A 15,233-nucleotide genomic window follows, 5' to 3' on the forward strand; every position below is an offset into this window, starting at 1 on the left:
GCTCGGAACGTCCGCCGTCGTTCACGACGCTTTCGATTCAGCCGGGGCGCCGATGAGACGCGCATAGGCAGTGAGATAGTCGCGCGCCATCCTGTTGGCGGAGAACCGACTTTCGAAGACGGCGCGCACCTTTCGCCGGTCGAGTTGCAGCAAGGCCGGCACCGCGGCGACCGCGGCGTCGAGAGAATCGACGACAAATCCGGTAACGCCATGGTCGATGACTTCCGGCAACGCACCGCAGTTCCAGCCGATGGTTGGCGTACCGCACGCCATCGCCTCGATCGCGGCAAGGCCGAACGGCTCGGGCCAGTCTATCGGAAACAGCAGACCAGCGGCATTGCCGAGGAATTCAGTCTTCTCACTCTCGGCGATCTCGCCGACATAGTCGATGCGGTCGCCATCGATCAACGGCTCGATCGTCTCATGGAAATAGGCGCGATCATCGTCGCCGATCTTGGCCGCCAGCTTGAGTTTCATGCCCGAGCGCAAGGCGATGTCGATGGCCCGGTCCGGCCGCTTGTCGCGCGAAAGCCGGCCGAGAAAGGCGAGGTATGGTTCGCCTGCCGCCGTCTCGAAGGTCGGCTGATAGAGACCCGTCGGCAGCCCGTGATGGATGGTGGCCAGCCAATTGGCATTCGCAAGCCCGGTCTTCTGGCTATGCGAGATCGAGATCAGCGGAAAGCGCGGAAAACGCTCATAGGCTGGCGCCAGATCGACATAATCGAGCCGGCCATGAGGCGTTGTCACCGTCTTGTCCGGCATGGTCTCGAAGAACGAGAAATGCAGGAAATGGCTGAGATGAAAATGAATGATATCAAAGTCGTGGGCTCGGTTCCTCACATCGGCAAGCATCGCAAGATGCGCCGCCGTGTCCGATTTCAGTGGACGCGGATCGAGGCGTAGCGCGCGTTCGCGACCTGGTATCAGTCTGGCCGACGTCCGGCTGTCGCCGCTGGCGAACAGCGTCACCTCATGGCCGAGTTCGACCAGCCCTTCGGTCAGATAGGAAACGATGCGCTCGGTGCCGCCATAGAGAAGGGGTGGCACCGATTCGTGCAAAGGGGCGACATGGGCTATGCGCATGGTTTGAACGTGTCCCTCAAGGCAATCACGAGAGCGAAATGCATCAGCCGGCCTAACGTTCCGGACAAAAGCGGGCGTCGGCAACCCAAGCCCACCAGCGCAGATTTTTTTGCAATAAGCGGAACAAACGCGCCATCCGCGAATTTAGTAGGGTTGGTTCGCGCTGCGGCCGACCAGGGAGAGAACAAAATGGACCGCTTGCATTTCTTTACGCCCGTGCGCATTGCGCGCGGGCAGGGACACCCCGTCGAGGAAGTCGATAGCGTTGCCGAAGCGATGGTCTTTTTGCAGAAATGGCCATTGGGACGGCGTGGGCCTGTGTATCAGTGCGCCGTGAATTGCTGCTCCGCGGCCCTGTCGGGCAGAATGTCGGCCGAAGCAGCCAGGAAGGCGTTTACGGGCTTTGCCCGCATCACCCGGCTGCTCGATGATGACATGGCCCTGCCGATGGGCGGCGAAAGCATGGCGGAAGTCCACGCGCTGAGGCGCTAGGCGCCGGTCCAGCCATTTGGCTATTGAACACCCGGGCTTTGGCGGCGCGGGCATCATCTTTTCCGCACCGGAGTATTCCGGCGCGGCCCTTCACCTCATGGGCCACACTGTGCTTTCATGCGGCGTTTCGCATGACCGGTGGGTGACGACCATCCACAGGCGGCCCGAACGTGGAGGGGTAGACAATGCCGAGACTGATCCTGGGAACACTCGGCGCTATCGTCATCGCCCTCATCTGGGCGGTCTTTGCCAGTTTGATGGGCGCGCCATCGATCGTGATCACGGTCGGCGCGGTCGCCATTGGGGCCGGCGTCTACACCTACGTCGACCGACGCTCGACTTGACGCGTCCCCGGTCTGCCGCGCGCTCGACCAATTGCACGCCGGTGTTTGACGCGCGCGGCAGTCGCGGCGGGCATTCTTCAAAGATGAGCTTGCTGGCCGCATAGAGAGCCAAGGCGCAGACAGGGCGCCACACGTCGGACCGGGCTCCGCGAGAACTTGGGAGAGATCGTCAAAGATCTTTCAATCCGGCCAATGTAGATCGAAACGGCGAATCTGTGGATTTCCGGTGGAACATCGTCGCCTCGAAACACTTCGGGCGTTGCACTGCCCCATCAGTGCACGTTCCCTTGTTCTGTTGGAACTGGCCGGCTGCCGAAAGGTGGCCGGCTTTTTTGTATATTAGCGGAACCTGAAATTACGGGGCTTGTTCTGCATGCGGCAGCGAGCCCCTCGCTGCTGGTCGAGGGCCGTAACCCTTGGCCGGGCCCGCATCGCTCCGCCAGTGGTGCGGGCCCACGGCCTCCGGTTTTTCCGGGCGTCTCGACTCGCTGATCCTCACCCTGGTCCGGCTATGCATGTCACTCAAAAAAAGGCTCGGTTGTGAGACAATGACATGCACACGCGGCGCGCTTTAGCACAATCATTCACAAAGCCGTGGGTTCAACTGTTGCTACCCTTCTTGGCTGGATTGTGCGAATGATGACTGTCCTTTTCACCGCCACCCCCTGAAACTCGGCTTTTGGATCGACGGTCTTCATCCGCCGGGGGTTTGTTGACCTGCAGGGGTTTTCTGGCGTTCTCGTGCGATGCGCCTGGCCCGCCCTGCCGGATCGTGTTCGGGTGTTTCTTCGATGTGGACATGATCACCGATCCTGCTGACGGCCCTGATGAGTGGTGTTGACCTTGGTGTTGGCTTGCTGCCCTTGGCGCTCCGGATCCGGCGCTCCGTGAGTGCCGTGCTGGGCATCATCGTGGCTAACCTGTCGCCCTTCTCCTCGACCCTTCTGGCTCTGGTTCTCAGGCGGCACGGGCGGCATTTTGCTCGACATCTGCATCTCCTTGGGTTGCTATCGTGACTCAAAACCGTGATCGTGGGGGGAAGTTCCGTCTGCTTCGTCAGCACCTGTGCTTTTCGGTGCCGACGGAATCTGACTCCCAACGCGGATTTCAAGGAACGGCAGCGGCCCGCCCGCGTCGCCCTGCCAGTGGTGCGGGCCTGCAATATAAATCCTAAGCCTGGGCTGCTATCGCTGTTTATTGCGAGCTTGCGGCGACTTGCGTAGCGGGCCGCCGTGGCTTTCAGGGGACAGCGTGTTGTATCCGGTCGATCTGGAGCGACCGAAATACAGTGCTTGACCACGTTGCTGACATGATCGGTGAAGAGCGCGGTGTCGCGCCTGGATCGCGGCAGCAGCCTCTGGTCCGATCTGCCTGCAGCTGATGGCAGCTAAAACGACGTCAAAAGACCTAAGCCTCTTTGATCGCCCTCGCTGCTCGCACGAGCGATGACCAGTCAGCTCCCATGGCTGCGACAAGGTCTCGAGCATCTTCGTCTGATATTCCGGTACGGTCTACGAGCTTCCGTGCCAGCAATTCGAATGCCAATTCTATGATCGTCATAGCTCAGCCCCTACGAGAGTGCCCGTGACGATAGCTTGCAAATGGGTCTTCCGCATTTGCACATGTTAAGCGACCATCACGAATGTCTCATGTACCGCAGAATGTCTGCAGGACGCGCTCATCCGGGCGTGGCGGCTCAGCAAAGCGTTCCATTCCCGGCTGCTCATCGAAGGGACGGCTGACGACCGCCAGAATCTCCTCGAACGGTCTGAAGTCGCCGCCCAACGCCGCCTGGATCATCGCCTCGATGCGATGATTGCGGGGGATGAATTTGGGATTGACCGATTGCATGGCAGAACGGCGCGTGGCCGTGTCGCCCTCGCTTGCGATGCGCTGGCGCCACCGCGCCGACCAGGCATCGAATGCACCTGGATCCTTAAACAACTGCCGCGCCGTGCCTTGGCCGTCCGCAGCGTCGAGGTCATCGCCCAGGCGCCGGAAGCCGAGCGTAAAATCCGCTTCGCCGCGAGCCAGCACATCCAGAAAGTCGGCAGCGAGCTGCAAGTCGCCTTCCGCTTCGGTCAGCAGTCCGAGTTTTCTGCGGAAGCCGCGCTGCAACACAGCCTCATAGGAGGCCTGGAACGACCTCAGCACCTCTTCCGCTTCAGACACTGCTTCATTCTCGTCCGTGCTCATGAGCGGCAGCAGGGTCTCGGCAAAGCGCGCAAGGTTCCATGTGGCGACACGAGGCTGGTTGGCATAGGCATAGCGACCGGCGCGGTCTATCGAACTGAACACCGCGCTGGGGTCGTAAGCGTCCATGAAGGCGCATGGGCCATAGTCGATCGTCTCGCCCGAGATCGACATGTTGTCGGTGTTCATGACGCCATGGATGAAGCCGACCAGCATCCAGCGCGCCACCAGGTCCGCCTGTGCGGCGACAACGGCCTCCAGCAAAGCCCGGTACGGCCGTGCTTCCCCCGCCAGCTGTGGGAAGTGACGCTGAATGGCATAGTCGGCCAGTATCTTGAGCGCCTCGGTGTCGTGGCGCGCGGCGAAATATTGGAACGTGCCGATCCTGATATGGCTTGCCGCCACCCGTGTCAGGACGGCGCCGGGCAGCCGGACCTCGCGATAGACCGGGTCGCCGGTGAGCACCGCCGCAAGGCTTCGCGTCGTCGGAATGCCGAGCGCCCCCATCGCTTCGCTGACGACATATTCGCGCAGGACAGGGCCGAGTGCGGCGCGGCCGTCGCCGTTGCGCGAGAACCGCGTTGGTCCCGATCCTTTCAGCTGGATGTCACGGCGAACGCCGTTGACGTCCACCACTTCGCCAAGCAGCAGGGCGCGCCCGTCGCCAAGCTGAGGCACGAAGTTTCCGAACTGGTGGCCCGCATAGGCCAGGGCGATTGCTTGCAACCCTTCCGGAAATCTGTTGCCGGCAAGCATCGCCACTCCATCCGGGCTGGTAAGCTGGTCGGCATCGAGCCCGAGTTCCTCCGCGAGGTGCCGGTTGAACCGGATCAGCCGCGGTTCGGACACCGGCTTCGGATCTGTTTGCGCGAAGAAGCGCTCCGGCAATTGCGCATAGCTGTTGCTCAGGGCGGGAAGCCCCGTCTGAATGACCGGGGGTTGTTCAGCAGTCGCAGGTGACGTCATGACGAGCTGTCTCTGAAGAGGAGGGGTTCAACAGATCCCGTTTCGAGGAGCCTGTGTTCATTTGTTCATATAGGGACGCAACGTCGTTGGTGCCATCCGGATCCATCAGGCCGGCACCGGATACAAGCTGGGAACCACCCGCCTCAACTATCGAGGTTCGGGCTGCCGTGGGACGACGGGCCGTGGCGGAATCCAGAGCTGACCCCCGCATCGCCACTGTCTCCGAACTGAGCACCCGGCAATCTAGTCAGTGCGGGCGTGCAATGCCGGGGCGGCGTCTGCCTTGGTTGGCAGCGGCTCTCTCGGGGCCGCTCCCGGCGATGATTTCGAACCCGGTTCGACTCGCTCCTCGGCGATGAGCCGGGCGCCACGCTCATAGGTCAGGTAGCGCCAGAGCCACTGGATCGAGACCTGAACGCGGTGCTGAAAACCGACGAGCAGGTAGACATGGATGAGCGCCCAGGCAGACCAGGCGAACCAGCCTTTCAGTTTCAGCCTACCCGATTCGAACACGGCAGCGTGGCGGCCGACAATGGCCGTGTTGCCTCGATTGCTGAAGACAAAAGCGGGCAGCGTATCGCCAGCATCTATCCGGCGTGCCAGTGCCTTGCCGAGGTGCTCGCCCTGCTGCTTGGCGACCTGGGCAAGACCCGGCAATGGCTGGCCGTTCCCATCGAGGACCAGTGCGACGTCGCCAAGCGCGAAGACATCGGGATGGCCGACGACCTGCAGGTCGGATTCGACCTTCACCCGACCGCCGCGGTCGAGCCCGACACCAAGCTGGGCGACCAGCGGAGAAGCCGCCACCCCGGCGGCCCAGAGCGTCAAGGCCACCGGGATCACCTGGCCGCCGACGGTGATCTGATGCGCTTCGATCGCCTCGACCCGGTTGCCGAGCGCGACCTCGACGCCCAGGCTTTCAAGGCGCAGACGTGCATATCTGGAAAGCTCCGGGGCGAATCCGGCGAGCAGACGCTCGCCGGCTTCTACCAGTATGATCCTTGTCTTCTCGGGCCGGATGTTGCGGAAGTCGCGCGCCAGTGTGTGCCGGCTGAGTTCGGCGATCGAGCCCGCCAGTTCGACACCGGTCGGGCCGCCGCCGATAATGGCGATCGTCATCAGCCGGGATTGCTCGACTGGATCGGTGGTCCGTTCCGCGTGCTCGAACGATAGCAGCAGCCGTGACCGGATCGTGCGCGCGTCCTCGATGGTCTTCAAGCCGGGACAAACCCGAGCCCAGCTCTCCTGGCCGAAATAGAATGGCTGCGAACCGGTGGCCAAGACCAGGATGTCGTAGGGGACCGTGGTCCCATCGGCCAGCACCAGTATCCTGGCTTCGGTGACGATCTCGGTGACATCGCCGAAGAGAACCTGAACCGAGGGATAGCGGCCCAGGATCTTGCGGATTGGCTCGGCGATGTCAGGCGCCGACAAGGCGGCGGTTGCAACCTGATAGAGCAAGGGCTGGAACAAGTGGTGATTGTGGCGGTCGATGATCGTCACCCCGATTTCCGCCTTGCCGAGCGCCTTGGCAACCTCCAGACCGGCAAAGCCTCCGCCGACCACGACGATGCGCGGTGTCAGGCTCCGGCCGTGGCTGCTCTCGGTGGCGAACTGCATGCTTGATACTCCCCTATCCCTGTCCGGAAGTCATAGCCTGGCAGGAGTGCCTCGCTGCTGGCTGGAGCTACTGCTCATTCCGGCGGCATCGGTCCAGGCGAGGCATCCGGCAATGACAGGCGTCGTGCTGACCACAAGGGCGCCGCGCGCGTGAAGGGATACCAACCCGCGCCATGAGACGCGGTCGACCGCCCAGATGGTGCCGCTGGCGTCGACCCATTTGAGATGGGCGTCGGCGACTTCAACGGCCCGCATCATCGCCGCCGGTTCCATCCCGGCCCGAAAGACGATGATGGAATTGGCGGCACCGTTGAAGAACGGGCCGGCGCCGGCTGCCAATCCCGCGAGCAGGACGATGCTGGTAAGCGCTGCCGAAGCACCGCGTGCCGGTCCGCCGCGGTTGGGCAGCACCAGCACCAACACAAGCGGCACGATGCCGAAGATGACCAGCCACGCAATATCCCAGGCGAGCGGCAAGTCGCTGTTCATCTTGATCCGGTGCAGACCCAGCAGCCAGTGAAACACGACGGCATCGACGACATGCCAGACGCCGAACCCGGCGAAGGCGAGCCGCAGGATCTCCGTGGTGGTCCCGGGCCGCGCGCCGGCCGCCCTCGCGGCCACCAGCAGCACCGTGCCGGCGACGGCGAGCACATACATGAAAAGATGGAAGAGGCCGTCGGCCATGATCTGGAAGCGCAGGTCGGAACCCACCGGATCGGCGACGCCCGAGAGAAGATGATGCCATTGCAGGATCTGATGCAGGACGATGCCGTCGAAGAAACCGCCGAGCGCGAAGCCGAGCAGCAGCCAGCCGGCTCGCGTTCTCGGGTCGAGTGTCGCGGTGATCGCGTCCATGTCAGGACCACCGGCTCCAGGCCGGGGCGTTCAGTTGCCTGGGCACCGACATGTCCGGCGGCATGGGGTCATGGAGACCATAACGCGCCTCGAGCCAGAAGGCGGATATCAGCCCACCAACCACCGTAGTCAGAACCAGTGTCGCAGCAATTATCGCCAGCATGGACGTCGATCCTCAGCCGCGCAGGGTCGGCCGCGCGGAACCTAACCGCGGCTTCCGTGGAATGTTCCTACCGCCGGTTCGGTGGAGGGAACAATCAAGTTCCAGCACGGTTCGATGCTGGCGACGGACGGCTCAAGCGGAGAAGGTCATGAACGAATATACGGCGGCAGATCCGGACGGTCTCGACAGCCACCAGCCGACCGGCATCACCCGATGGCTGTTTTCGACCAACCACAAGGACATCGGCACACTCTATCTGGTCTTCGCTTTCATCGCGGGGGTGATCGGCATGCTCTTGTCGGTGAGCATGCGAATCGAGCTGCAGCAACCCGGGATCCAGTTTTTCCCCGGACTGGCGTCGATGATCTACGGTTACCAGGGCGACGCGGCGATCGACGCCGGCAAGCAGCTTTACAACGTCTTCACCACGGCCCACGCGCTGATCATGATCTTCTACACTGTGATGCCCGCCCTGATCGGCGGCTTCGCCAACTGGATGGTTCCGATCATGATCGGCGCCCCCGACATGGCCTTCCCGCGCATGAACAACATCTCGTTCTGGCTGCTGCCGCCGGCATTGATGTTGCTTTTATTGTCGATCTTCATGCCCAGCGTCCCCGGCGGCTATGGCCCTGGGACCGGCTGGTTCCTGTACCCGCCGCTGTCGACCTCCGGCCATCCCGGTCCCGCCGTGGATCTGGTCATCCTGTCTCTGCACATTGCGGGCGCCTCCTCGATCCTGGGAGCCATCAACTTCATCACCACCATCTTCAACATGCGCGCGCCGGGGATGACCCTGCACAAGATGCCCCTGTTTGTGTGGTCGATCCTCATCACCGCCTTCCTGCTGCTGCTGGCTCTGCCGGTGCTGGCCGGCGCCATCACCATGCTCCTGACCGATCGCAATTTCGGAACCACGTTCTTCGCGCCGGACGGCGGAGGCGACCCGCTGCTGTACCAGCATCTCTTCTGGTTCTTCGGCCACCCGGAAGTCTACATCATGATCCTGCCGGCGTTCGGCATCGTCAGCCAGGTGATCTCGACCTTCTCGCGAAAGCCGATCTTCGGGTATCTCGGGATGGTCTACGCAATCGTGGCGATCGGGGTGATCGGCTTCGTCGTCTGGGCCCACCATATGTACACCAGCGGGATAGGCCTCGACACGCAGCGCTACTTCACCTTCGCCACGATGGTGATCGCAGTGCCGACCGGGATAAAAGTGTTCTCCTGGATTGCAACCATGTGGGGCGGTTCGGTCAGCCTGCGGACGCCGATGCTCTGGGCCCTCGGCTTCATATTCCTGTTCACCGTAGGCGGGGTGACGGGCGTTCAACTCGCAAATGCCGGCCTCGACCGTGAACTGCACGACACATACTTCGTCGTCGCGCATTTCCACTACATACTTTCACTGGGAGCGATCTTCGGCATCTTCGCGGGCTGGTATTACTGGTTTCCGAAAATGACGGGATATCTCTACAATCCGCTTCTGGCTGGGGTCCATTTCTGGACGACCTTCGTCGGCGTGAACCTCGTCTTCTTCCCCCATCACTTCCTTGGATTGGCGGGCATGCCGCGTCGCTATGTCGACTATCCCGACGCATTCGCCGGCTGGAACATGGTGTCCTCGTATGGATCGTACCTGTCGGCCGCGAGTGTCGTGATTTTCCTCTTCGGCATCTTGGAAGCTTTCTACCGGCAAAGAGCCGCCGGCATGAACCCATGGGGGCCAGGAGCTACCACATTGGAGTGGGAGCTGACCTCTCCACCCCCTTTCCATCAATGGGACAGGCTGCCGCAAATCAGATGAGGCCGGGTTGTCGAACTCCTGTGCGCAAGCCAGCCCGGTTCGCCGCTGAGGCGAACTTCAGCCTGCCGGTGGCAGACGTTGGCTGCAGCTGAGAACCGGATCGCTATCTGAAGCTGATTAACAGCACAGCGAACAAGCTTGCGAGCGCGACTGCCCAGCAGAATAACCAATTGGCGATCAGAAGAAGCGATTTGAGCACGGTGGCATGGCAGTAATCTTCGATGATCGATTGCATTCCAAGCCGCATGTGAACGCAGCTTACGAGAATGAAGCCAATAAGGGCTGGCGCGACATAGATCGATCCTACGACGCTGAGGACGGCGTCTCGAGGCTCACCGACCAGCATTATAACGACCGCGACGATGTAAATGACAAGGATCAACAGGGCAGCAGATGTCAGCCGCTCCAGCATGAACGTTTCGGTTCCGTGTTTCGCCGATCCAAGGCCCCGCACTCGAGCTAGCGGAGTTCTGATTGAGGGTCTGTCAGCCATGGCGTTTCCCCAAAATTACTTGGTTGACTTGCGCGCAACTCAAGCTGTTGCTGTTTCGATGCCCGGGCCGTCGGTGCCGACGGATAGTGGGCAAGCACGGTCTCCAGTCGAGCAAGGCGGGCTTTGTGGGCGTTCAGTTCGTATCCTGAACGCCATCCAATTTGCCTGGGTCTGCCATCTCTGCATAGCTCGCTTTCAAGCAGCGAGATACGAAGGCGGACCGCGTCGATCTCCTTGACGAGCGCGGCCTTCACCGATTTTCGACTCTGCATGGCTGTAGTTCCGGTGCAAGGATGGTTCCAAACCTGACGCGTCTGGAAGTGTTCCCGGGTGCCGAAGGCGTGCTGAAGATTAATGCCTCAGTGCTGGACCCGCACAATGGGTCGCCATGAGCTAAAGCCGGGCACTAGCTCAACGGCCGCGATGTGCCCGGCGAATGCTTGTGAAAACGAGCGAACGCCTGGCCCGCCTCGTCCCGAGAGATAAGTAGCCCCTCAGAACAGCGACCGCACGTGGCCGAGATGACCAGAGGGTGTTCTTGGGCCAACATATGTTATCGGCCACTTTTGTTTCTCTCTCCTGCAAAAATATTTGGGCTGAAAGGCCGGGAACTAACCGATCCTCCGGATGTTGCGGAGTTAGTCAGGAGAAACGGACTATGTCGGACAAAGAAATTCATCGGGGCGCCTCGCGTTTTCGCCCTATCCGCGTCGTGGACGCCCGCGTGTTTCGCGGGCCGCACCTCTATAGCATGACGCCAATGGTCCAGATTCGGATCGACCTCGGAGCCCTTGAGGCGTTCCCGACAGACAAACTGCCCGGGTTTTCCGAACAAATCGTCCGACTGTTGCCCGGCCTTGCGGGCCATGGCTGCAGCTATGGCGCCGCCGGCGGCTTCGTCCGCCGCATGCAGGAAGGAACCTGGCTCGGCCACGTCGTCGAGCATGTCGCCCTGGAACTGCAGAGCATGCTCGGTCACCGGGTGACACGAGGAAAGACACGGTCGGTCAAAGGCAGTCCGGGCACTTATAATGTCATGTTCGCCTACAAGGACGAGCTTGTCGGGCTGCTCGCCGGGCGCGTCGCGCTCGAACTGGTGGACAGCCTGCTGCCGGCCAATCTGCATGGTGTCGAGGGGCTCGGCGACATTGCGGAAACGCAGGGGCCATTCGAGTTCGCAGCCAGGCTGCAGCAGCTCAAGCTTCTGGCCGCCGAGCGTGCCTTGGGGCCTACGACTGCTTCCTTGGTGCGCGAGGCCGAGAGGCGAGGCATTCCGGCGGCGCGGATCGACGACAGCAGCCTCGTGCTGTTTGGTCACGGAAAGCATCAGAAGCGCATCCGCGCCAGTTGCAGTGACCTCACTTCCGAGATTGCGACCGAGATCGCCTCGGATAAGGACCTGACCAAATTCCTGCTGCAACAGGCCGGCCTGCCGGTGCCACGCGGGGAGCTGGTGCGATCGGCGCAGGACGCGGTCGCGGCAGCCGCACGGCTGGGCTACCCCGTGGTCACCAAACCACTCGATGGCAATCATGGAAGCGGCGTCAACATCGGTCTGGCAACAGAAGACGACGTCCGCTGGGGTTTCGAACAGGCGCGAGAACACAGCCGCAGCGTTATCGTCGAGCAGCATTTCGTCGGCTCGGATCACAGGATCCTGGTAATCGGCGGAAAGGTGGTGGCGCTTGCCGAGAGGGTTCCGGCCCATGTGGTCGGCGATGGCCGGAGTTCTGTCGCCGAGCTCGTCGAGGAGACGAACCGCGACCCGCGGAGGGGAGAGGGCCATTCCTCGGTATTGACCCGCATCGAAATCGACGAATGCGTCGAGCATTTCCTGTCAAAATCGCAGCTCGCCCTGGCGAGCGTTCCAGCGCCGGGCCAAATGGTGCTCTTGCGGCCCACCGCCAATCTCTCCACCGGTGGGACCGCGATCGACCGGACGGAAGAAATCCATCCCGAAAACGCGCTGATCGCCAGGCGGGCGGCACAGATCGTCGGTCTCGACATTGCCGGGATCGACTTCGTCTGTCCCGACATCTCACGGCCGGTGAGCGAAACCGGCGGCGGCATCATAGAGGTGAATGCCGGTCCTGGCTTTCGCATGCATCTCGAACCCTCGTCGGGGCGCGCCCGCAACGTCGCACGGCCCGTGCTCGATCTTCTCTTCAAAGGCGGCAAGGACGGCCGGATTCCGATCTTCGCGATCACGGGAACCAACGGCAAGTCGACCACTGCCCGGATGCTGGCGCACATCCTGCAGGCGAATGGGGCAACCGTCGGGCTCACCTCCACCACCGGCGTCTACTTGAACGGCGAGCGGATCATGACAGGGGACTGCTCCGGTCCGCAGAGCGCCAGGATCGTGCTGCGCGAGCCGGGTGTCGATGTCGCGGTGCTGGAATGTGCGCGCGGCGGCATCCTGCGCGAAGGGCTTGCCTTCGATGCATGCGATGTTGGCGCCGTTCTGAACGTCCACGGCGATCATCTCGGGCTGAGGGGCATCGACACGATCGAGGACCTGGCGGAGGTGAAATCGGTCGTGGTCGAGTCCGTCCGCCGCGGGGGATGGAGCATTCTCAATGCCGACGACGTCCATACGTCCGCAATGTCGCGAGATGCCGGCGGCAGGATCTGCTACTTCTCGCTGGCGAGCAGGAGCGAGTGGCCCGATTTCTTGCGCAGCCACCTGGCGGAAGGCGGCCGCGCCGTGACGCGGGAGCCCAGCAGCGACGGCTGGGACATTTTCATCCACGAGGATGGGGAATCGATGTTCCTGATGAGCGTCGACGAAATTCCCGCGACCTTCGAGGGTTCTGCCGAATTCAACGTTGCCAACAGCCTGGCAGCCGTCGCCATGGCGCATTGCCACGACGTTCCGGCGGCAACGATCCGGGCGGCGCTGGCCGAGTTTGGCACCTCGTTCGAGCAATCTCCCGGTCGCCTCAACGTCTTCGACGGGCATGGTTTCCGCACGATCGTCGACTATGCGCACAATCCGGAAGGGCTGAAGGCGCTCGGAAAGCTCGTTTCCCACATGAGGCGCGGCTATCAGCGCACGATCGGCTTGGTCGCCATACCCGGTGACCGCCGCGATTGTGATATACGCGAGATGGGCGCGATCGCTTCGCGGATATTCGACGTCATCGTCTTCAAGGAGGATGAGCAGGAGCTGCGCGGCCGAGCCCCCGGAGCGATCGCCGGCTTGCTGCGGGAAGGTGCCTTGAACGCCGGCTGCGCCCCAGGCCGCATTCACGCCGTCTGTCCCGAGAAGGAGGCCGTCGACGTGTGTCTCAGGCTTGCACGGGAAAACGACCTTGTCGTGCTGACCGTCGACGACGTTGAAGCCGTGTGGCGGCAGGTAACCGGCTTCGGAGGCGCGACGCCTTCGAGGGGAGGGCCCGATCAGACCCATATTCGCCATCTGAGGGCTGGCTGATGTGGTCGCTGATCCTGCACGGCGGCGCCAAGAAGATCGATCCGCAAGAGGAGGAGGCGCATCGCAACGGATGCATCGAGGCGCTCGAGGCAGGTCGGGCCGTCCTGGCCGGCGGCGGAACGGCGGTCGATGCGGTGGAAGCGGCCGGTCGCATCCTCGAGGCGGACCCGACGTTCAATGCGGGATATGGAAGTGCCCTCAATTCGGACGGCGAGGTCGAGATGTGCGCTGGCCTGATGGAGGGCAGGGACTTCAATGTGGGTGCCGTCGCAGTGATCAAGGGCGTGCGCCATCCAATCAGTGTCGCGAAGGCCATGCTGCATGAGGAGCCGATCCTGCTGGCGTCGGAGGGGGCCCGGCGTTTCGCCGCCGAGAAGCAGCTGGAGCTTTGCGATCCGGCGGATTTGATCACGCCGCAGCAGCGCGACGCCTCCAGCAAGTCGGAGGCGAAGGATACGATCGGTGTGGTTGCCCTGGATCAGTACGGGGACATCGCCGTCGGCACTTCGACCGGCGGACTGGACGGCAGTGCTCCGGGTCGTGTGGGGGATTCTCCGCAACCCGGTTGCGGCTACTATGCCGACAACCGGTTGGGAGCCGTCGCCTTCTCGGGAGATGGTGAGCATATTGCGCGAAAGGCTCTCGCGGCCCGTGTCATGCAGGCACTCTCGGCGCGGCAGGCATTGTCCTCGGGGCAGGCTGAAGGCGGCCTGGAGCAGGTGCTGAATCCCGCGCTCAAGGAAGTCGAGGCGATCGGCGGCGAAGCCGGAGCCATAGTGCTTACCGCGACCGGCGTGTCTGGATGGGCGCATAACAGCAGGGAGTTCGCAGTCGCTTTCATGACCAGCGAGGACAACCACCCGCACGTTTTCCTGCGCAAGAAAGACGTGGGCAAATGACCGACAAGAAGAAAAAACGATCCTCGAACGGTAAAGCCGGAACGCTCGTCATCATCGGCGGCCACGAGGACCATGATGGCGATCGTGTCATCTTGAAGGAGGTGGCGAGCCTGGTTCCGAACGGCCGCCTGGTGCTTGCCACCATCGCGTCTCATGAGCCGGATGGCTATCTCGAGAAGTATCAGAGGTCCTTCGGTGAGCTGGGCATCAAGGATGTCATCGAGCTCTACGTCAACGACCGCCTCGAGGCAGCTCATGAAAAGAAAATAAGTGCGCTTGCAGACGTGAGCGCGGTGTTCTTCTCCGGCGGCGACCAGCTCCGGATCACCAGCCAGATCGGCGACACGCCCATCGACGAGCGGGTGCACGAAATCTATGAAGCCGGAGGCGTCATTGCCGGCACCTCCGCGGGCGCGTCGGTCATGAGCGACACAATGATGGTGAAGGGGCCGAACGCAGCGTCCTTTCGGATCGGCCACATTCGGATGGCGCCGGGACTGGGCCTGCTGCCGAATGTCATCATCGACCAGCACTTTGCGGAACGGGGCCGCATTGGGCGGCTCATCGGGGCGGTGTCGCAGAACCCGCGCGTCCTCGGCATCGGCATCGATGAAGACACGGCGATCGTGGTGAAGGGCGAGATGTTCAAGGTCATCGGCAGCGGCGCTGTCTATCTGGTCGATGCAGCCGGCGTGACGCATTCCAACATCGCGGAAGGTGAGCCTGATGCCGCCCTTTCCATCCATGATCTGAGGGTTCACGTGCTGAGCTCAGGCGATGCGTTCGATCTCGCGCTACGACGGCCGGTGGGGATTCCTTAAGACTTCGCCGCACTCAAGCTGATGGTGTGGCGCGGTCCGCGTACCGCGAAAACCGTAT

At 62.3% G+C, this 15,233-nt stretch carries 13 protein-coding genes; 6 read left to right on the forward strand and 7 right to left on the reverse strand.

Features of this window, described 5'->3' with window-relative positions; genetic code table 11:
- Positions 1–21 precede the first annotated feature (21 nt).
- The gene (locus NKK50_RS14395) at positions 22–1,083 is read right to left on the reverse strand and encodes a glycosyltransferase family 4 protein (protein ID WP_023672687.1); all 1,062 of its coding nucleotides are present in this window, start codon (positions 1,081–1,083) and stop codon (positions 22–24) included.
- Between NKK50_RS14395 and NKK50_RS31330 the strand changes: the two genes are divergently transcribed.
- Both NKK50_RS31330 and NKK50_RS14405 read left to right on the forward strand, forming a co-directional pair.
- Positions 1,069–1,575, forward strand: a complete 507-nt coding sequence (locus tag NKK50_RS31330) for a DUF982 domain-containing protein (protein WP_373432840.1) — start codon at positions 1,069–1,071, stop codon at positions 1,573–1,575. The genes NKK50_RS14395 and NKK50_RS31330 overlap by 15 nt on opposite strands.
- A gap of 185 nt (positions 1,576–1,760) precedes the next feature.
- Positions 1,761–1,919 (forward strand): hypothetical protein, encoded by a 159-nt coding sequence (locus tag NKK50_RS14405; RefSeq protein WP_023672685.1) that lies wholly within the window; start codon positions 1,761–1,763, stop codon positions 1,917–1,919.
- A gap of 600 nt (positions 1,920–2,519) precedes the next feature.
- Here NKK50_RS14405 and NKK50_RS14410 read toward each other — a convergent pair.
- The 5 genes from NKK50_RS14410 to NKK50_RS14430 form a co-directional block, all read right to left on the reverse strand.
- Positions 2,520–2,720 carry a hypothetical protein gene (locus tag NKK50_RS14410; protein WP_081725396.1) on the reverse strand — a complete coding sequence of 67 codons (201 nt, stop codon included), beginning with the start codon at positions 2,718–2,720 and terminating at the stop codon, positions 2,520–2,522.
- A gap of 2 nt (positions 2,721–2,722) precedes the next feature.
- Entirely contained in the window at positions 2,723–2,908 is a 186-nt protein-coding gene (locus NKK50_RS14415; RefSeq protein ID WP_023688550.1) for a hypothetical protein, read from the reverse strand.
- A gap of 658 nt (positions 2,909–3,566) precedes the next feature.
- Entirely contained in the window at positions 3,567–5,078 is a 1,512-nt protein-coding gene (locus tag NKK50_RS14420) for a protein adenylyltransferase SelO (protein ID WP_352462499.1), read from the reverse strand.
- Positions 5,079–5,321: 243 nt separating this feature from the next.
- Positions 5,322–6,698, reverse strand: coding sequence for an NAD(P)/FAD-dependent oxidoreductase (locus NKK50_RS14425; protein WP_023672682.1), 1,377 nt, complete (start codon positions 6,696–6,698; stop codon positions 5,322–5,324).
- Between the two features lie 30 nt (positions 6,699–6,728).
- On the reverse strand, positions 6,729–7,556 hold the full coding sequence (locus NKK50_RS14430; protein ID WP_023696175.1) for a DUF2243 domain-containing protein: 828 nt from the start codon (positions 7,554–7,556) through the stop codon (positions 6,729–6,731).
- 311 nt (positions 7,557–7,867) lie between these two features.
- Between NKK50_RS14430 and ctaD the strand changes: the two genes are divergently transcribed.
- Positions 7,868–9,526 (forward strand): cytochrome c oxidase subunit I, encoded by a 1,659-nt coding sequence (gene ctaD / locus NKK50_RS14435; RefSeq protein ID WP_023693467.1) that lies wholly within the window; start codon positions 7,868–7,870, stop codon positions 9,524–9,526.
- 103 nt (positions 9,527–9,629) lie between these two features.
- Here ctaD and sdhD read toward each other — a convergent pair whose 3' ends face one another.
- Positions 9,630–10,019 carry a succinate dehydrogenase, hydrophobic membrane anchor protein gene (gene sdhD / locus NKK50_RS14440; RefSeq protein WP_027050929.1) on the reverse strand — a complete coding sequence of 130 codons (390 nt, stop codon included), beginning with the start codon at positions 10,017–10,019 and terminating at the stop codon, positions 9,630–9,632.
- 538 nt (positions 10,020–10,557) lie between these two features.
- Here sdhD and cphA point away from each other — a divergent pair.
- From cphA to NKK50_RS14455, 3 genes are read left to right on the forward strand one after another with little or no spacing between them, the layout of a single operon-like run.
- Positions 10,558–13,455, forward strand: a complete 2,898-nt coding sequence (gene cphA / locus NKK50_RS14445; protein ID WP_352543579.1) for a cyanophycin synthetase — start codon at positions 10,558–10,560, stop codon at positions 13,453–13,455.
- Complete coding sequence (locus NKK50_RS14450) at positions 13,455–14,354, forward strand: isoaspartyl peptidase/L-asparaginase family protein (RefSeq protein WP_023730105.1); 900 nt, start codon at positions 13,455–13,457, stop codon at positions 14,352–14,354. The genes cphA and NKK50_RS14450 overlap by 1 nt, the downstream gene beginning before the upstream one ends.
- Positions 14,351–15,175 carry a cyanophycinase gene (locus NKK50_RS14455; RefSeq protein ID WP_352462495.1) on the forward strand — a complete coding sequence of 275 codons (825 nt, stop codon included), beginning with the start codon at positions 14,351–14,353 and terminating at the stop codon, positions 15,173–15,175. Before NKK50_RS14450 ends, NKK50_RS14455 begins: the two co-directional genes overlap by 4 nt.
- Positions 15,176–15,233 lie beyond the last annotated feature (58 nt).

The sequence above is a fragment of the Mesorhizobium sp. M0001 genome, assembly GCF_040324255.1.
Classification (GTDB): domain Bacteria; phylum Pseudomonadota; class Alphaproteobacteria; order Rhizobiales; family Rhizobiaceae; genus Mesorhizobium.